13 protein-coding genes and 1 pseudogene are annotated in these 17,481 nt (G+C 65.4%); 6 read left to right on the top strand and 8 right to left on the bottom strand.

What is annotated here, in order from left to right:
• Positions 1-5: 5 nt before the first annotated feature.
• Positions 6-368 (bottom strand): hypothetical protein, encoded by a 363-nt coding sequence (locus tag BIWAKO_RS35525; RefSeq protein WP_141740211.1) that lies wholly within the window; start codon positions 366-368, stop codon positions 6-8.
• Positions 369-584: 216 nt separating this feature from the next.
• Between BIWAKO_RS35525 and rimO the strand changes: the two genes are divergently transcribed.
• A complete protein-coding gene (rimO, locus tag BIWAKO_RS24105; protein WP_069880810.1) occupies positions 585-1,904 on the top strand; it encodes a 30S ribosomal protein S12 methylthiotransferase RimO in 1,320 nt (439 codons plus the stop codon).
• Positions 1,905-1,948: 44 nt separating this feature from the next.
• Here the strand turns inward: rimO and BIWAKO_RS24100 are convergent, their stop codons facing one another.
• On the bottom strand, positions 1,949-3,103 hold the full coding sequence (locus BIWAKO_RS24100; protein ID WP_141740210.1) for a hypothetical protein: 1,155 nt from the start codon (positions 3,101-3,103) through the stop codon (positions 1,949-1,951).
• A gap of 87 nt (positions 3,104-3,190) precedes the next feature.
• On the bottom strand, positions 3,191-4,165 hold the full coding sequence (locus tag BIWAKO_RS24095) for a quinone oxidoreductase family protein (protein ID WP_069880808.1): 975 nt from the start codon (positions 4,163-4,165) through the stop codon (positions 3,191-3,193).
• Positions 4,166-4,400: 235 nt separating this feature from the next.
• Between BIWAKO_RS24095 and BIWAKO_RS24090 the strand changes: the two genes are divergently transcribed.
• Positions 4,401-5,588 carry a UbiH/UbiF family hydroxylase gene (locus tag BIWAKO_RS24090; RefSeq protein WP_069880807.1) on the top strand — a complete coding sequence of 396 codons (1,188 nt, stop codon included), beginning with the start codon at positions 4,401-4,403 and terminating at the stop codon, positions 5,586-5,588.
• A gap of 11 nt (positions 5,589-5,599) precedes the next feature.
• Here the strand turns inward: BIWAKO_RS24090 and BIWAKO_RS24085 are convergent, their stop codons facing one another.
• Together BIWAKO_RS24085 and BIWAKO_RS24080 are read right to left on the bottom strand one after the other, a co-directional pair.
• Complete coding sequence (locus BIWAKO_RS24085) at positions 5,600-6,733, bottom strand: CaiB/BaiF CoA transferase family protein (RefSeq protein WP_069880806.1); 1,134 nt, start codon at positions 6,731-6,733, stop codon at positions 5,600-5,602.
• Between the two features lie 36 nt (positions 6,734-6,769).
• The gene (locus BIWAKO_RS24080; RefSeq protein WP_069880805.1) at positions 6,770-7,741 is read right to left on the bottom strand and encodes an AEC family transporter; all 972 of its coding nucleotides are present in this window, start codon (positions 7,739-7,741) and stop codon (positions 6,770-6,772) included.
• Positions 7,742-8,010: 269 nt separating this feature from the next.
• On the opposite strand from BIWAKO_RS24080, the pseudogene BIWAKO_RS24075 reads away from it, so the two are divergent.
• Positions 8,011-9,080 (top strand): annotated as a pseudogene (locus tag BIWAKO_RS24075) (HpcH/HpaI aldolase/citrate lyase family protein).
• 117 nt (positions 9,081-9,197) lie between these two features.
• Positions 9,198-9,527, top strand: a complete 330-nt coding sequence (gene hspQ, locus BIWAKO_RS24070; RefSeq protein ID WP_043242591.1) for a heat shock protein HspQ — start codon at positions 9,198-9,200, stop codon at positions 9,525-9,527.
• 141 nt (positions 9,528-9,668) lie between these two features.
• Here hspQ and BIWAKO_RS24065 read toward each other — a convergent pair whose 3' ends face one another.
• Complete coding sequence (locus BIWAKO_RS24065; protein WP_069880804.1) at positions 9,669-10,463, bottom strand: invasion associated locus B family protein; 795 nt, start codon at positions 10,461-10,463, stop codon at positions 9,669-9,671.
• A 243-nt stretch (positions 10,464-10,706) separates the two neighbouring features.
• Between BIWAKO_RS24065 and BIWAKO_RS24060 the strand changes: the two genes are divergently transcribed.
• Positions 10,707-12,560, top strand: a complete 1,854-nt coding sequence (locus BIWAKO_RS24060) for an extracellular solute-binding protein (protein WP_069880803.1) — start codon at positions 10,707-10,709, stop codon at positions 12,558-12,560.
• Positions 12,561-12,570: 10 nt separating this feature from the next.
• Positions 12,571-13,587 carry an AMP-binding protein gene (locus BIWAKO_RS24055; RefSeq protein WP_069880802.1) on the top strand — a complete coding sequence of 339 codons (1,017 nt, stop codon included), beginning with the start codon at positions 12,571-12,573 and terminating at the stop codon, positions 13,585-13,587.
• A 21-nt stretch (positions 13,588-13,608) separates the two neighbouring features.
• On the opposite strand, the gene ppx is transcribed toward BIWAKO_RS24055, so the two are convergent.
• Together ppx and BIWAKO_RS24045 are read right to left on the bottom strand one after the other, a co-directional pair.
• Positions 13,609-15,111: an exopolyphosphatase gene (gene ppx / locus BIWAKO_RS24050; RefSeq protein ID WP_176733395.1), complete on the bottom strand. Its 1,503-nt coding sequence runs from the start codon at positions 15,109-15,111 to the stop codon at positions 13,609-13,611.
• Positions 15,112-15,118: 7 nt separating this feature from the next.
• On the bottom strand, positions 15,119-17,314 hold the full coding sequence (locus tag BIWAKO_RS24045; RefSeq protein ID WP_084651755.1) for an RNA degradosome polyphosphate kinase: 2,196 nt from the start codon (positions 17,312-17,314) through the stop codon (positions 15,119-15,121).
• Positions 17,315-17,481: the final 167 nt, after the last annotated feature.

Raw genomic sequence — 17,481 nt, 5'->3', positions numbered from 1 at the left:
CGCAGCTATTTCCAGAAGCCGTTATCCTTCGTCCGCTCCCGCCACCTCCAGGGCTGGAATTCCGCATGGCACTCATACGCCTCTCCTGAACTGTAGCGCCCGTCCGTACAGGGATCGTAGGGCGCGCGGCCTTCTCGCCAGCGTCGCAGTTCCGCCTCGCAATCGATCCGTCGGCCGACGCTGAAGCGCCCATCCCCACAGGGCGAATAAGGCTCTCGTTCGTCCTCGACCAGTCGCACGAGCGGAGCACTCGCAGGCCATGGCAGCATCGAGCCGGCTTGGGGATGCGCCTGTGCCGAAACGACGGCAGCGGAAAGCGCCAACATGGTCGCGACGCCCCTGCCGGTGTTGGTGCGGGCCCTGTTCATCCTGATCTCCGTCCGCGACGATGCAACAGCTGCCCTCGCCCGCCGGCATCGTCCCGGGGCTCGATTGAATGAACATTGCAAGGGATAAGGAATCAGGCGGTCCTGCCTGCGATCCCGGCCGCAATTTGCAAAACCTCTAAAAACACGTCAAAGGAAACGCCATATGCGCCGGCCCAGCCGCGCCCCTTCCTGATCCAGTGTCCGAGCTTGTCGCCGATGAACGCCGTCGCGCCGAAGATTTCTTTCGTCTCCCTTGGCTGCCCCAAGGCCCTCGTCGATTCCGAACGCATCATCACCTCGCTGCGCTCGGAAGGCTATGAGCTCAGCAAGAGCCATGCGGGCGCTGACCTCGTCATCGTCAATACCTGCGGCTTCCTCGACAGCGCCAAGGCGGAGTCGCTGGAGGCGATCGGCTCAGCCATGGCCGAGAACGGCAAGGTCATCGTCACCGGCTGCATGGGCGCCGAGCCCGAGCAGATCCGCGACGCCTTCCCGAACGTGCTGGCGATCACCGGCCCCCAGGCCTATGAGAGCGTCGTCTCGGCAGTGCATCAGGCGGTGCCGCCCAGGCACGATCCCTTTGTCGACTTGGTGCCGGACCAGGGTGTCAAGCTCACGCCGAGGCACTACGCCTATCTCAAGATTTCAGAGGGTTGCAACAATCGGTGCAGCTTCTGCATTATCCCGAAACTGCGCGGAGACCTGGTCTCGCGGCCGATCGGCGATGTGCTGCGGGAGGCCGAGAAGCTGGTCAAGGCTGGCGTCAAGGAACTGCTGGTCATCTCCCAGGACACCAGCGCCTATGGCCTCGATGTCAAATACGCCCCCTCGCTCTGGAAGGATCGCGAGGTCCGCACGCGCTTCTTCGAGCTGGCGCGGGAACTCGGCCAGATGGGGGTCTGGGTGCGGATGCACTATGTCTATCCCTATCCGCATGTCGACGAGGTTATCCCACTGATGCAGGAAGGGCTCATTCTGCCCTATCTCGATATTCCGTTTCAGCACGCATCTCCCAGCGTTCTCAAGGCGATGAAGCGCCCGGCTCATCAGGACCGCACGCTCGACCGCCTGCGCAAATGGCGCGAGATCTGTCCCGATCTCGCGATCCGCTCGACCTTCATCGTCGGCTTCCCCGGCGAGACAGAGGAGGATGTCCAGTTCCTGCTCGACTGGCTGAAGGAAGCAAAGCTCGAGCGCGTCGGCTGCTTCAAATACGAACCGGTCAAGGGGGCGCCTGCCAATGATCTCGGCTTGCCGCTGATCCCGGAGGACGAGAAGGAAGCGCGCTGGCATCGTTTCATGAAGGCGCAGGCCGAAATCAGCACCCGGATCGTCAAAAGCCGGGTCGGCAAGCGCATTCAGGTGATCATCGACGAGGCGGGCCCGACGGTCGCCAAGGGCCGCTCCAAATGGGATGCGCCGGAGATCGACGGCAATGTCTATGTTGCGAGTCGCCGGCCGCTGAGGGCCGGCGAGGTCGTGACCGTGAAGATCGAGCGGGCCGACGCTTACGATCTGCACGGAATGGCCGTCTGATCGGGCCTGGATGAGGATCAGCATCTGCTGGCCCTCATTTCCCGTCATCTTCGGAACGGGCTCACAGGATTCGGGACGATGATCGGCCCTGCTTTCAGAGCGGGCAACGGCCGGATGGGGGGGATCGCGGAGGCTGATGATCTAATCTGCCTTCGCCGGACGGAACCGAGGCGCCCGAGCCACCAGCCAAATCTCTGGGCGAGCATGGCCAGCGCCACCGCATAGCCGATCAGGGCGAAGATCCAGCTCATGGTCGTGAGACTGAGCGCGCCCAGCACGAGCGCCGAACGCCCGAGCACTTTCAGGACCGCTCGGGTGGTGGACCCCTTGGCGGCGCTCAGCCGTGCCGCGCGCCCAATATCGCCGGCCTCGTCTGCAACCGCGAGAACCTGGCGCAGACCGGCCTGGCCCGTTCGGGCATAGACTGCGCCGGCATCCTGCCCAAGCGTTGCCAGGCGCGTCATCGCAGCCGGCCGCACGATCGCAGTCGAGGATGCGCGGGCTGCTGCCAGGTCGAAGCGCGCCGCTGCGCCGAGACTGGCGGTCAGAGCCGGACGACCGACGGCTCCCGCGGCCATGCGGGTGAGATTGGCCGTCAGCTTTGGCGAAAGCATGCCGGCCTTCGCCGTTGCCTTGACGACACTGAGACCACCGCGTGCAGGTAGGCCGCTGCCGAGGCTCGCCCATGTCGCAACGCTCAGCGCGAGCCCGCCGGCAGCCAGCACCAGGACAACATGGTCCGTTGCCTCGCCGCGGAGCAGCTTCTGGCCTTCGCCAGCGAGGTCCCGCAGGTCGCCGACGCCGACAACATCGCTGACCACCGCACCGGCGAAGCCGGCATTGCTCGCGCGTTCGCCCGACAGGAAACCGGAGCCGAAATCCTTGAGCGCGCGTGTCATCGCCTCATCCTTCAACCGGGCGAGGCGTTCGCGCTGGTCCTCAGTGACAATGAGGCGATGCTCGGCGGCCAGCTCGACAAAGCTGCCGGCAAGGTCGCTGTCGCCAGCGGCAATCGCGGCATCGATCTCGTCTGCGATGCGCCCGGGCGCAAGCGCGCCCTGCAGGCGCAGGTCCGACAGGGCTACGGGATCATTGGCCGCCACCTGCAATTGCACGCCATTCCATCCGCGCGGCAGCACCGATACGCCCGCGCCGATCAGCGCCGGCACGACGCATAGCGCCCGAATTGCCCTCTTCATCTTGCCCAGCCACCCATCCTGCCGCCCGCGGCGGCAGGAGATCTAGGCAACAATCTGGGCGAGATTGCTGCGACGAGGCGGCGAACTCTACGGAATCAGGACCGTCGAGCCCGTCGTGCCGCGGCTCTCCAGCGTGCGATGTGCCTCGGCTGCATCCTTCATCGGGAAGGTCGCGTTCACCGGTATCGTGACCTTGCCCGAGGTGACGGCGCCGAACAGGTTCTTCGCCATCTCGACCATCGTCTCGCGCTTTGCGGTGTGGGAGTTCAGTGTCGGACGGGTGACGTAGAGCGAGCCCTTCGCAGCCAGGATGCCGAGATTGAACGCTTCGACCGCGCCCGACGCATTGCCGAAGCTCGCAAGCACGCCGAACGGCTTGAGCGAGTCGAGCGAGGCCATGAACGTGTCCTTGCCGACGCCGTCATAGACCACGTCGCAGAGCTTTCCGCCGGTGATGTCCTTGACCCGTGCCGCGACATTCTCGTCACGGTAGAGAATGACCACGTCGGCACCATGCGCCTTGGCGAGCTCGGCCTTGTCCTTGGAGCCTGCGGTGCCGATCACGGTCGCGCCGAGGGCCTTGCCCCATTGGCACAGGATCAGGCCGGTGCCGCCAGCAGCTGCATGCACAAGGATCGTGTCGCCCGGCTTCACCTTGTAGGTCCGGTGCAGCAGATATTCGGCGGTCAAGCCCTTCAGCATCATGCTGGCCGCAGCCTCAAAGGAGATCGCAGCAGGCAGAGCCACCGTCGATGCCGCCGCCACGATGCGCTCCTCGGCATAGGCTCCGAGCGTCGCAACGCAGGCGACGCGGTCGCCCGGCTTGAACTCGGTGACGTCGGGGCCGACGGCAAGGACTTCGCCGGCCGACTCATTGCCCAGCACGAAGGGCAGCTTGGGGGCCGCGTAAAGGCCCGATCGAAAATAGGTATCGATGAAGTTGAGGCCGATCGCGCGGTTCTTCACCAGAAGCTCACCTGGCCCGGGCGCCGGCAACGCAACGTCCTCGTATTTCAGAACCTCCGGTCCGCCGGTCTGGTGAACGCGTATCGCCTTGACCATTGACATTGCTCCATCACGTGAAGCCCGGACCATAGGGACTTGCATCGCATCAGCGCAACGGCCGTGCTGCTGGGCGGGTCGGCGCCGAACGCCGGGCCGGTAGATGCTGGTGCGGGATCGGGGCGCGACGTGAACGCTTCCGTCCTTCATCCGGACACATTTCACGCAGTCTCTGTGCGAACCTGCGACGCAGCGCGGACTGGCCAGACGCCTTCGGGTCGGCTAGCCAAGTGCCATGACTTCGCGTGCTACGCTCCCGCATCCTGATCAGGCCGAGATCGCCATCATCGGCGCCGGCGCCGTTGGGCTGGCTGCCGCGCTCGCTTGTGCGGCAGATGGCTGGCAGGTCACCGTATTCGGCCGCCCGGTCGCCCCGCGAGACGGCCGCACCGTGGCGCTGCTCGACGGCTCCTGGCGCATGCTCGCCGAACTCGGCCTGCTCCCGGCCCTCGACGGCAAGGCTGCTCCGCTTGCGGTGATGCGCCTTGTCGATGACACCGGCAGCCTGTTCCGGCAGCCACCGGTCGAGTTCTACGCGTCCGAACTCGGGCTCGATGCTTTCGGCTGGAATGTCGAGAATGCCGACCTCGTTGCGGTGTTGGCCGAGCATGTCCAGGCCAACCCGAACATCCGGACCGTGCCGCATATGGTTTCGGCGATCGAAGCCGTCGATGATGTGGTCAGGATCTCCGGCGCCGAGTTCGAGCCCGTCCGCGCCAGGCTGGTGATCGGCGCCGATGGCCGCCAATCCCGCGTGCGGGAGGCCGCCGGTATCTCCATAAGGGACTGGCGTTATCCGCAGATCGCTTTGACGGCGATCCTCGGCCATCGCCGCGACCATCGCGAGACCTCGACGGAATTCCACACGCGCAGCGGCCCCTGCACGCTCGTCCCCCTGCCCGGCCGCCGCTCCTCGCTGGTCTGGATGCTCGAGCCGAAAGAGGCCGAGCGTATCGCCGCGTTGGACGATGCCATGTTCGCCCGCAGCGTCGAGACGCAGACGCATTCGCTGCTCGGCGCGATGACCGTCGAGGGCGCCCGTGGGCGCGTTCCCATGGGCGGCCTCTCGGTGGCACGTTTCGGGGCGAGCCGAATGGCATTGATCGGGGAAGCGGCGCATGTCTTCCCGCCGATCGGCGCTCAGGGGCTCAATCTCGGCTTGCGCGACGTCGCAGCCCTGCGCCGCGTTCTGCAGGGTGCTGAAGACCCGGGCAGCGACGCGGTGATTGCCGCCTATGATTCGGCGCGGCAGACGGATGTACGGCTGCGCACCGGTGCGGTCGATGCCCTGAACCGGACCTTGCTGACCGACCTGCTTCCGGCCGACCTGATGCGTGGCGCCGGCCTGCTCGCGCTCTCGCAGATCGGGCCGTTGCGCCGGATCGTCATGCGCCAGGGCCTGGCCGGCGGCATGGCCAACTGAGCGGCCTGCGGTCAGTCGCCCCTGTCGGGTTCTGTCTGCAGCAACTCCTGATCACCACCGCTTGACGGCACGCGCAGCAGCGCAGGCGCGTGCTCCCGGAAAACCGGGGCCAGTGGCAACGGTGTCGAGACAAGGCGCCTGCCTCCAGGCTCCTCCGCCTGGTTGTCGAGCTGGCCGCGCGCAGTCAGGTGCGGGTCGGCCAGCGCCTCCTCGAGGCTGCGCACGACCGTGCAGCAGCAATCGCGCGGCTCAAGATAGCTCCGCCAGTACGAAGCCGGTTCCGATGCGATGATGGAGACGATCGCGGAGCGCGTCGCCTCCGGATTCATGCGATCATCGCGCAAGGCGGGATCGAGCGAGATCGCCTCGCAAAAGACCTCCCAGAATTTCTGCTCCAGGGCTCCAACCGCGAGAAACCAGCCATCGCCGGTGGCATAGAGCCCGTAGCGCGGGCTTCCCCCGGTCAGGAGCCCCTCGCCGCCTTCCGGCCAGTTTCCCGTTACCTGCCCCTGGGCAAGGCTGTACCAGGTGAAGGTCGGCATCGCGTCGCTCATCGCGATGTCGAGATGGCAGCCTCGACCGGTGCGCTCGCGCTGGCGCAGCGCCAGCAGAATGTTGAGCGCCGCCGGCATCGCTCCGCCTGCGATATCGGCAACGAGCGTGGGCGGCAGCGGCGGCGGCTCGCCACGCTTCAGCGATTGGCCGAGCAGCCCGCCGATCGCCTGGTAATTGATATCATGCCCGGCATCCTGGGAGCGCGGCCCGGTCTGGCCGTATCCGCTGATCGAGCAATAGACCAGCCGGGGATTGATCATGTGGAGGGCTTCGAAACCGAGACCAAGCCGCTCCATCACGCCAGGGCGGAATTGCTCGATCAGGATGTCTGCGCGCTCGACCAGAGGGCGCAGCAATTCGGCGGAATCGGACGATTTCAGATCCATCTCGATGCTCTTCTTGCCGCGGTTGAGCGCAGCGAAGGGAGCCGAGGTCTCGCCGAAGCGCGGGGGGAAGCGGCGAAGGTCCTCGCCGCCCGGCCGCTCGATCCGAATGATCTCGGCACCCGCTTCGGCCAGAAACAGGCTCGCGAGTGGGCCCGGCAGCAATGTCGAGAAATCCAGAACCAGAAGGTCGTCGAGCGGCAGCATCGCGATCCCGGGGATTGGACGGGCGCAGGGCAGCCGTCAGGGAAACAGGTCTGCCGCCATCCTGCCCGTCTTCACCAGCCACAGGAAGCCCGTGAGCGTCACCATCGAAACGATGGTGCCGACGAGGATGCAGGCCGAGGCGCGCTCGACGCCGACCTTGTACTGCGTCGAGATCACGAAGATGTTCAGGGCCGGCGGCAGCGCCGCCATGATCACCGCCGCATAGACCCAAGGGTCGGTGAAATTTCCGAGCGCCGAGAGCAGGACCCAGACCAGCAGCGGGTGGAGGATGAGCTTGACCGCGACCAGGGCCGGCACTTCCGCGGGCATCGACTTCATCGGCCGCAGCGCAACCGTGACGCCCAGCAGGAACAGCGCGCAGGGCGCCGCCGCCTGCGACAGCCAGAGCGTCATCTTGTCGAGCGCAGTCGGCAGTTCGAGCTTGGTGTAGCTCGCGATCACACCGGCCAGGGTCGCGAGATTGAAGGGGTGCGTCACGACCTTCCAGAGCACCTCGCCGGACGTCGCGAGAAAGCCCTTCTTCTCGACACCGGCCAGGGCCATCAGGAAGGGCACCAGCGAGAACAGCAGAATATTGTCGAAGACAAAGATCAGCGCCACCGGCGCGCTTGCGACCGGCCCGAGCGCGGCCAGGATCAGCGGTGGGCCCATATAGCCGATATTCGAGTAGGAACCGGCGACCGCCTGCATCACGGCCTGGGGCATATGCCCGTGCGTGGATTTCAAACCGATGAGAAAGGAGAGCGAGAAGACACAGAAGGTGGCGAGCGTCGTGGCGCCGACAAAGCCCCAGTTCGAGAGCTCGCTCAGCGGCTTGTCGGCAATCAGGCGGTAGAACAGCGCCGGCAGCGCAATGTAGATCAGGAAGTACTGCATCCAGGCCAGCCCCTCTTCCGGGAGCCGCTTGTAGCGCCCGACAGCGAAGCCAAGGACGATCAGGCCGAAGAACGGCGCGACCAGATTGAACAGGCTGGCAAGTTCGGCCATACGCGCTGGAACCTCGGGCGGGCGCACCTCCCGGGCAACAGGCAGGCGCATCGCGGCGGTGTAGCGGGTCGAAGGCCAACGGCAAAGCCGCGCAGCGCATCGCTCGCAGCCCGGCAATGCATCGCAACAGGCATGAATGCCTAGGAATATTGTCTGGCGCCCGCGCTGGAATTTCATCCTAGGCTATCATTCTCAGTTCGACGCCCGGCGCGCTGCGAAAGCCCAATGGACGGGCGCCGCATGGTCCGGCACATTCGCTGCAACGCACCATGGAGCCCACCATGCCAACCAAGACGCCGCGCCAGTTCTTCCGCCCGCTCGCCATCGGCGCGCCGGAGCCCTTGCGGGAGCTGCCGCTGAAACTGGAGCGCATGATCCATTTCGTGCCGCCACATCTTGAAAAGGTCCGCGCCAAGGTCGGGGAACTCGCCAGTCAGGTCGATATCGTGCTCGGCAATCTCGAGGATGCGATCCCGGTCGACGCCAAGACGGCTGCGCGCGACGGCTTCATCATGATGGCCAAGTCCGTCGACTTCGGCGCGACCGGCCTGTGGACGCGGGTCAATGCCCTGAACTCGCCCTGGTTTCTCGACGATATCAGCACGATCCTGTCCGAGATCGGCGGCAAGCTCGATGTCGTGATGGTGCCGAAGGTCGAGGGCCCCTGGGACATCCATTATGTCGATCAACTGCTCGCCCAGTTCGAGGCGCGGCATCAGCTCCGCAAGCCGATCCTGATCCATGCCATTCTTGAAACAGCCGAAGGCGTGAAGAATGTCGAGGCCATCGCCACGGCCTCGCCGCGCATGCATGGCATGAGCCTTGGCCCGGCCGATCTGGCCGCTTCGCGCGCCATGAAGACGACGCGCGTCGGCGGCGGGCACCCCGAGTACAAGGTGATCGCCGACCCCTCCCCGAAGGAGGCGCTCGCGCCGTCGCTCAGCAGGACCTCTGGCATTATACGCTCGCGAAGATGGTCGACGCCTGCGCTTCGGCCGGGTTGAAGCCCTTTTACGGGCCCTTCGGCGACTTCTCGGATGCGGCCGCCTGCGAAGCCCAGTTCCGCAACGCCTTCCTGCTCGGTTGCGCCGGCGCCTGGACCTTGCATCCCTCGCAGATCGAGATCGCCAAGCGCGTCTTCAGTCCGGATCCCGGAGAGGTCGCGTTTGCCCGACGCATCCTGGAGGCCATGCCCGACGGCTCGGGTGCGGTCATGATCGACGGCAAGATGCAGGACGACGCCACCTGGAAACAAGCCAAGGTCATCGTCGATCTGGCCCACCAGGTTGCCGCTCGCGATCCGGCTCTCGCCGAGCGCTATGGACTGCCACCGAACTAGCGACTTTCAGCCGTTGATCTTGACCTATTTGCGACGCAATCCTACCGCATGCGCGAGATGGCGACGGTAGCCGGCAGTGTGAGAGCCTGCCGGCTTGAGGACGGATCAAGGCGAGACATGGAAGCGCGTTCAGCGAAATTCCGGATCGGGCAGGTGGTGAAACACCGTGTCTATCCGTTCCGAGGGGTGATTTTCGACGTCGACCCCACCTTCTCCAATACGGAGGAATGGTGGCTGGCGATCCCGGAGAACCTGCGCCCGTCAAAGGACCAACCGTTCTACCATCTATTCGCGGAGAACGAGGAGACGGAATATGTCGCCTATGTTTCCGAGCAAAATCTCGTGATCGACGAATCCGGCCGGCCGATCCGCCATCCGCAGGCCAAGGAGTTCTTCAGGCGCGACCGGAAGGGCCGCTATCTCATCGACAAGGCCGACCTGAACTGATCCCGCCGCCCGGCGCCATTGGAGTGTCGGCCCGAAAAGTGAGTTCCGGCTCTCGGGAAAGCTGATGCAAGCGCAGAAGGCTCATGAAAAAGGCCGGCCCCGAAGGGCCGGCCTTTTCTATTTGTGCGAGCTGCAACCCGATCAGGGCTTGGGAGCAGCCGGAGCGGGAGCCGCACCCGGAAGCGCCGGAGCGCCCGGAGCAGCATTGGCACCGCCGCCGCCGAGGCGCTGGCGCAGCTCTTCCTGACGCTTGGACAGCTCGTCCTGCAGCTGCTTCTGCTGTTCCTCGAGCACCTTCGGGTCGATCGGGGCGCCATCGAAGCCCTTGCCGAAATCGGCGAGCGGAATCGAGAAGGTCACCTCGCGGCCCGTCTGGTTCTGCACGCTGATGTTGAGCGTGTTGCCCTTCCGCATCGAGTTGATGACATCGTCCTTCACCTGCGCCTCGGCGAAGCAGCCGTTCGGGAAGCAGATGGCGTAACGGCCGGGCACGGGCTGCGCCGTGTCGACGCCGAAGCGGACACCCGGCTGCAGCAGCAGGCCGAGCGGCATCAGGAAGCGCACGATCCGGGTCGGGTCGCCCTTGACGTCATAGACCGCAACCGCGAGCACAGGCTGACCCTGGTCCGAGACGAAATCGCGCGTCGTGTAGCAGATTTCCTTGTTGTTGGCCTGATCCTTGCCGCAAACCTTGGTCCAGCTGGTCTGGGATGGCTCCGGCTTGACCTGAACGACAGTCGGACCGCCCTGCTGCTGAGCCTGGCCGGCCGGCTGCTGCGCGGGCTGCTGCTGAGCCGGCGGCTGGGCCGGGCGCTGGGCAGGACGCTGCTGCTGCTGGGCGAAGGCGGCGACCGGGCTGAGGCCTATCACGGCGCTCATGGCCAGGCCGAACGCTCGGGCGGACAGGCGCTGAGACGGGCTGAACGAAGCGGTCATATGGTTTTCCTTACCAGGCGAATCTCGAAACACGACTTCGCAAGCCGCGCGCATCATTGTCGACGGGCTCAATCGCACACGCGCGCCAGCCCCTGGAAGGTCGTGCACATCGGTTGCGATTGCGGCGTTTGAATGACACCTCGCGCAGCGTTTAGCGAGTTCTGCTGCAGGTTTCCAGTCCGAACAGCTTACGCGACGGCCGGCAAGCCGTGTTATTCTTGCTGCTGGGAATCAGGTCAGGCAATGGGTTCATATCTTCCGCCGGCTGCAGCGATTGGCGTTGCGGTACGGCATATCTTCGCAGTTCTTGCCGTCGTTCTGGCGGCGGGCGCGGTTGCGCGCGCCGAATCGCCATCGGTCGATCATGCCATCGCCATGCATGGCGAGCCCGCCCTGGCGAAGGGCTTTGCGCATTTGCCCTATGCCGATCCGGCCGCTCCCAAGGGCGGGCGAATCATTTTTGGCCTGCAGGGCACCTTCGACAGCCTGAATCCGCTCGTCGTGCTCGGCGTCGCCCCGGACGCCGTGCCCCGCTATGTGCAGCAGAGCTTGCTCTTCCGCTCGGCTGACGAGCCATTCACGGCCTATGGCCTGCTGGCGAGCAAGATCGAGCTCAATGACGACCGCACGCGGCTCGCCTTCGAGATCGACCCGCGAGCGACCTTTTCGGATGGCCAGCCAGTCACCGCCGAAGATGTGCGCTACACCTTCGAGATGCTGAAGACCAAGGGCAAGCCGTTCCACCGCTCCAGTCTCGGGCGCGTGACCAAGGTCGCAGTGCCCACGCTGCGCCGGATCGAGTTCGAGCTCGGCGACGGCTCCAACCGCGAATTGCCGCTGGTGCTTGGCGCCATGCCGATCTTCGCCAAGCACGCGACCAATGCGGAAACTTTCGCCGAGACCAGCTTCAAGCCCGCTCTCGGCTCCGGCCCCTATCTCGTCAGTGACGTGAAGCCGGGCGAGGCTCTGACCTTGAAGCGCCGCAGCGGCTTCTGGGCCGAGGATCATCCGCTGACCCGCGGTCTCTTCAATGCCGACGAGATCCGCTACGATTTCTATCGAGACGCCAATACGCTCTTCGAAGCGTTCAAGGCCGGGCTCTACGATATCCGTCTCGAAGGCGACCCGACACGCTGGATGACAGGCTACGATGTTCCGGCCGTGCGCGATGGCCGCATCGTCCGGGAAGCGCTGCGCTTCGAGGCGCCGAAGGGCATGACGGGCTTCGTCTTCAATACGCGCCGCACGGTCTTCGCCGATGTCAGAGTGCGCGAGGCGCTCGGCATTCTGTTCGACTTCGAATGGGCCAACCGCAACCTGTTCCATGGTGTCTATCGGCGGGCCGGCAGCTTCTTCGCGGATTCGGAACTCTCCGCGCTCGGAGTGGCGGCGGATGCGCGCGAGAAGGCACTGCTAGCAGGCTTCCCCGGGGCCGTCCGGGAGGACGTTCTCGCCGGAACCTGGACGCCCTCGGCGACCGACGGTTCCGGCCGTGACCGCGATCAGGCGCGCAAGGCGCTCGATCTGTTGCAGAGCGCCGGTTACGCACTTCAGGACGGCGTGCTGCGCCAGAGCAAGAGCGGCGAGGCGCTGAGCTTCGAGATCACCGTCACCAGCCGGCCGCAGGAGCGGCTTGCGCTGAACTATGCGAAGTCGCTGACCAGGCTCGGCATCGCCGTCACGGTCAGGTTGATCGACGACGTGCAATACTGGCGCCGCCTGTCGGCTTTCGATTTCGACATGATCCAGTGGACATGGCCGGCCTCGGCCTCGCCCGGAAACGAGCAGGTCGGGCGCTGGGATTCGAGCAATGCCGAGCGCAGGGGCTCGTTGAACTATGCCGGCGTGAAATCGCCGGCTGTCGACGCGGTGTTGAAGACGCTGCTCTCTGCCCGCGAGCGCGCCGATTTCGTGGCCTCGGTGCGTACGCTCGACCGGCTGCTGATCTCCGGCTTCTATGTCGTGCCGCTCTATTATTTGCCCGAAACCTGGCTCGCCCGCTCACGCGATGTCGTGCTGCCGGCCCGCCGGCCCGCTTATTTCCTGTCCAACGAAGTTCTGGCCCGCGTCCCGGCGCCGCCGGCTCCGGCGAATTGAAGGATCGTCGATGCGGGCTGACTACGACGATGCTGCTGCCCTGCTAGACGGCCTCGATCTCGATACCTTGCTGAAAGCCCTGGTGCGCAGCCGCGGCTACGAGGCGGCGCTGCGCGATCCCCCGGGACGCCGCAGCTGGAGCGACGAGCAGCCGCGCTCACTCAGTTTCGTGGAGCTGGACGACCGGGTTTCACGCCTTGCCGGGCTTCTGAGCACCAATCATGCCCAGCCCGGCGCGAGCGTCGCGATCCTTGCGCCGCTCGGGCCCGAGGCACTGGTTTCCATTCTGGCCGCCTTGCGCTCCGGCCTCTCGCCGCTGATGTTGCCGCTGCACGCCAATGAACTGGACCTGCTGCGATTGATCGAGGCATCGGGAGCCGTGATGGCGCTGGGCGCCGGCCGCATCGGGCACGTTCGCCCATTGCTGATGCTGCGGACACTTGCCATGCGCGCCTTCGGAACGCGCTTCGTCGGCGGTTTCGGCCGTGACATTCCCGATGGCGTCGCTCCACTCGATGCTCTGATCGCGAATGGCGTGCGCCACCCCCTGCCGGAATCGACGGAACGCCCGGCCCTCCAGGTCGTCGACAGCAAGAGCTTTGCGGGACCGCGGGCCATCTCGGAACGCGCATTGCTGAGCAAGGCGCTCGAGATTTCGCGCCTGCTGAAACCGCTGGCCTCGTCGCGGATCATCACCGCGCTGGTCGGCGGGGACCTTGCCGCGCTGGCCTCGGGGCCAGGCATGGCGATCCTGACAGGAGTCGAGTTGCTGCCGCTCGGCCTGTTCAGCCTCGGCGACCTGCATGCCTGCCTCGAAGGTGGCCGAAAGGCGCATCTGGTGCTTCCCGGCGCCATGGAGCCAGCCTTGGCGCGTTCGAAACTGGCGAGCCACCCTGCTCTCGCCAGCCTGGTCTTCGTGCAACGGCCAGGCGAGACGCGCGCCTATCCGGCCATCGATCGACCCGACCTCGCGATTGTCGATATCGATGTACGCTCGGCGACCGAGATCGATGTCAGCAGGCGCTAGGTCCCCAGACCGGATATCGCCTTAGCCCGCTGCGACCTCGTGCTCGCGGCCGAGCAGGCGGGCGAGCTGCTTCAGCCGCCCCGTGACCCGTTCGCTCGACAGGGCCTTGAGGTCTGCCGGGAAGCGCAGCACGAGCCGGCGGTCGACGCAGGTCAGCGAAATGCGGGTCAGGATATCGGGCATGCCCGCGGAAAGCAGATAGGCCACGCGGAACGTCGCCGCGAGCAGCAGCGCGCGTTCGAGCTGCCGGGGTGTCAGGAGACGTCGCAGGTCGGATGCCACCGGCGTATCGCTCTTGGCTCCGGCGTAGCGATGGAACACGGCGAGCGCCAGGAAGGCGCGGCCGGGGTGATCCACGCCATTGAAGGCGGCATGGGCAATGACGTTGAGACTCTGCTCGCCCCGGTAGTCCGGATGGGCGCGCCAGCCGATATCCGAAAGCAGGCAGGCGACGTCCTGCAAACGCCGGCTCGCCGCGTCCTCGTGCAGGCCAGCGCTGACGAAGAGCTTTGCGACCCAGGCAATCAGGTCGGCCGCGTGACGCGGATCGCGAGCCCGGAGCTGGTTGTAGTCCTGCGCGCCCTGCAGCAGCGGGTCGATCATGCGCTCCTCCTCGGGAAGCTGCTCGTGCAGCAATCCCTCACGGACGCCATTGGCCGAAATCACCACCGAACGCGGGCGGCCACGTTTGATCAACTGGTCGAGTACCAATGCGCCATAGGCCAGGAGCGGCCGGCGCGCCGAGGACACTGCTTCGATCGATTCCAGCACCGCGCTATCGGCCCGCTCGACCAGCTTGGCGAATTCGGTCACGTCCCGCGCCGGCACGGTGTAGGCGTGCATCACGCTGAGCGGATAGACCGACTGGCGCTGATGCAACGTCGCGAGGGCACGCCAGGTGCCACCGACCGCGTAGAAATCGCGTCCGCGCATCGCGGCGAGTTGCGGCAGGTTGTCGAGCGCTTCGCGGACGATCTTCTCGGCGAGCTTGACCGACCCTTTCGAGCGGTCGAGCAGCGCCAGCACGCCGATCGGCAGGCTGGCCCCCTCGCCCACTCGGTCGTTGTCGACGGCGGCAAGCTCGAGCGAGCCGCCGCCAAGGTCGCCGACGACGCCACGCGGTGCGTCGAAGCCTGAGATCACGCCGAGAGCCGACAAATAGGCTTCGCGCCCCCCGGAGATCAGCTCGATCGGCTGGCCGATCGCCCGTTCAGCGAGCGCGATGAACGCAGGTCCATTGGCCGCGTCGCGTGCCGCAGCGGTCGCGATGACACGGATATCGCGGACATGCATCGCGTCACAGAGAATGCGGAAGCGCACGAGCGCGCCCAGCGCCTTCTCGATGGCGTCATCGGCGAGCCGGCCGGTGGTCGCGACCTGACGGCCGAGACCGGCCATCTCCTTCTCATTGAAGACCTGCGCCGGCGAACGCGACAGCATCTCGTAGACGACGAGACGCACCGAGTTCGAGCCGATATCGACGATGGCGAGCGTCTCGCCGAGGCTCAGCCGCCCCGGGATCAACGCCGGGTCAAGCCTTTCTGCCGGTCCGGCGCGCAAGGCTGCGGGGGCTTGAATTGGAGAGCGATTTTCCACGTCCGGACAAACTCGGATTGGTCATGAAATATTTGTGGGCGTTGAACGACTCGTCGCTCGGCGGCGGGACAATGCGTCTTGAGCCACCATCGGGCAAGATGGTCCAGCTTTGCTCGTTGTCGAGGAAATTCGCCAGCATGATCTGCTCCAGCAATTGCTGGTGCACCGTCGGATTCTGGATCGGGGTTAACGCCTCGACGCGCCGATCGAGATTCCGCGGCATCAGGTCGGCCGAGGAAATATAGAGCTTTGCCTTGGCTGAGGGCAGGCCGAAGCCGGCGCCGAAGGCATAGATCCGGGTGTGCTCGAGGAAGCGTCCGACAATCGACTTGACCCGGATGTTCTCCGACAGCCCGGGAATTCCGGGTCTCAGGCAGCAGATGCCGCGCACGACGAAGTCGATCTCCACACCGGCCTGGCTCGCATCATAGAGCGCGTCGATGATCTCGGGGTCGACCAGCGAGTTGCACTTGCCCCAGATCGCGCCCTTGCGGCCTGCCTTCACATGCGCAATCTCCTCGGCAATGTCGGACAGCAGGCGCTGTTTCAGCCCCACCGGCGAGACGGACATCTTTTCGAGCTCGGCCGGCTCGGCATAGCCGGTGATGAAGTTGAAGACGCGCGCGACGTCCTGCCCCATCACCGGATCGGCGGTGAAGAAGGAGACGTCGGTGTAGATGCGCGCCGTGATCGGGTGATAATTGCCGGTCGCGATATGGCAGTAGCTGACGAGTTGGCCGGCCTCGCGCCGCACCACCATCGAGAGCTTGGCGTGGGTCTTCAGCTCGATGAAGCCATAGACGACCTGCACGCCCGCGCGCTCCAGATCCTTGGCCCAGCGAATATTCGCCTCCTCGTCGAAGCGCGCCTTGAGCTCGACCAGGGCCGTCACCGACTTGCCCGCTTCGGCCGCCTCGGCCAGCGCCCTGACGATCGGCGAGTTCGATGAGGTGCGATAGAGCGTCTGCTTGATGGCGACCACGTTGGGGTCATGCGCCGCCTGCTGCAGGAACTGCACGACGACGTCGAAGCTCTCATAGGGGTGGTGGACGATCAGGTCCTTCTGGCGGATCGCGGCGAAGCAATCGCCGCCATGCTCGCGAATGCGCTCGGGGAAGCGGGCGTTGTACGGCTTGAACTTGAGGTCCGGCCGGTCGACGCCAACCAGCTGGGACAGCTCGTTCAGCCCGATCATACCATCGACCTGGACGATCTCGTCGGGATCGACCTTCAGCTCGCGCACGATCAGCCGGTGCAGATGCGGCGGCATGCCGTCGCTGACCTCGAGACGGATGACGACGCCACGACGGCGCTGCTTCAGCATCGTCTCGAAGACGCGCACCAGATCCTCGGCCTCCTCCTCGATGTCGAGGTCGGAGTCGCGAATGACGCGAAACGAGCCGGTTCCCTTGACGTCGTAGCCGGGGAAGAGCTTGCCGATGAAGAGCGAGACCGTGTCTTCCAGCGTGATGAAGCGGTGCACGCCGTCGCGTGCGAGATCGGGCAGCTCGATGAAGCGGTCGATCTTCCCGGGAACCCGGATCAGCGCGTCGAGCTGCCGGCCGTCGCTGATCCGCTCCAGCGCCAATGCCAGCGTGAATCCGAGATTGGGGATGAAGGGGAAGGGATGCGCCGGGTCGATCGCCAATGGCGTCAGCACGGGGAAGACGAGATGGAGGAAATGGTCCTCGAGCCAGGTGCGGTGCTGCGCACCGATGTCCTTCGGACCCAGCAGCACGATGCGGTTATCGTCCAGCTCGCGCTTGAGCTCGACCCAGCGCGCCTGCTGGTCGGCGGTAAGATCGGCCGTCGCCTTGGCGATCTCGATCAGCTGCTCGGCCGGGGTCAGCCCATCCTGGCTGGGCGTGACGACACCCGCCTTGAGCTGCTCGCGCAGGCCGGAGACGCGGACCATGAAGAACTCGTCGAGATTATTGGCCGAGATCGAGAGGAAGCGGAGCTGCTCCAGCAGAGGATGGTTGCGGTTCGACGCCTCCTCCATGACCCGACGGTTGAACTTCAGCCAGGACAGCTCGCGATTGACGAAGCGGGCCGGCGAATGGCGCAGACCGACGGGACTGACCGCAGGCGCGATGTCCGCAGCCTTCACGTTTGTCGGTTCGATATTCATAAGTTTCGCCCTCATCTCGAACGCAAGCCGGGCCGAGATCGCCCGCCTGTCAAACCTGAAGCCATCCTAGCGTGACGCTTCGATGACGGGCGAGTGCTATTCCTGCGTTGCCTCAAACCAATTGCCTTCCCATGCTGCTTCCTTTGCCATGCTGCGGCGAGTGGCCT

It is taken from the genome of Bosea sp. BIWAKO-01 (assembly GCF_001748145.1).
Lineage (GTDB): Bacteria > Pseudomonadota > Alphaproteobacteria > Rhizobiales > Beijerinckiaceae > Allobosea.
Note: the sequence above shows the minus strand (reverse complement) of the source record. Positions and strands in the feature narration are given on the sequence as shown.

Bases quoted from the DNA above. Each gene is read 5' to 3' on its own strand.
- BIWAKO_RS24090 (WP_069880807.1), top strand. From the start codon at position 4,401: ATGACTTCGCGTGCTACGCTCCCGCATCCTGATCAGGCCGAGATCGCC.
- BIWAKO_RS35525 (WP_141740211.1), bottom strand. From the start codon at position 368: ATGAACAGGGCCCGCACCAACACCGGCAGGGGCGTCGCGACCATGTTG.
- BIWAKO_RS24085 (WP_069880806.1), bottom strand. From the start codon at position 6,733: ATGCTGCCGCTCGACGACCTTCTGGTTCTGGATTTCTCGACATTGCTG.
- rimO (WP_069880810.1), top strand. From the start codon at position 585: ATGAACGCCGTCGCGCCGAAGATTTCTTTCGTCTCCCTTGGCTGCCCC.
- BIWAKO_RS24080 (WP_069880805.1), bottom strand. From the start codon at position 7,741: ATGGCCGAACTTGCCAGCCTGTTCAATCTGGTCGCGCCGTTCTTCGGC.
- BIWAKO_RS24060 (WP_069880803.1), top strand. From the start codon at position 10,707: ATGGGTTCATATCTTCCGCCGGCTGCAGCGATTGGCGTTGCGGTACGG.
- BIWAKO_RS24055 (WP_069880802.1), top strand. From the start codon at position 12,571: ATGCGGGCTGACTACGACGATGCTGCTGCCCTGCTAGACGGCCTCGAT.
- BIWAKO_RS24045 (WP_084651755.1), bottom strand. From the start codon at position 17,314: ATGAATATCGAACCGACAAACGTGAAGGCTGCGGACATCGCGCCTGCG.
- BIWAKO_RS24100 (WP_141740210.1), bottom strand. From the start codon at position 3,103: ATGAAGAGGGCAATTCGGGCGCTATGCGTCGTGCCGGCGCTGATCGGC.
- BIWAKO_RS24065 (WP_069880804.1), bottom strand. From the start codon at position 10,463: ATGACCGCTTCGTTCAGCCCGTCTCAGCGCCTGTCCGCCCGAGCGTTC.
- BIWAKO_RS24095 (WP_069880808.1), bottom strand. From the start codon at position 4,165: ATGGTCAAGGCGATACGCGTTCACCAGACCGGCGGACCGGAGGTTCTG.
- hspQ (WP_043242591.1), top strand. From the start codon at position 9,198: ATGGAAGCGCGTTCAGCGAAATTCCGGATCGGGCAGGTGGTGAAACAC.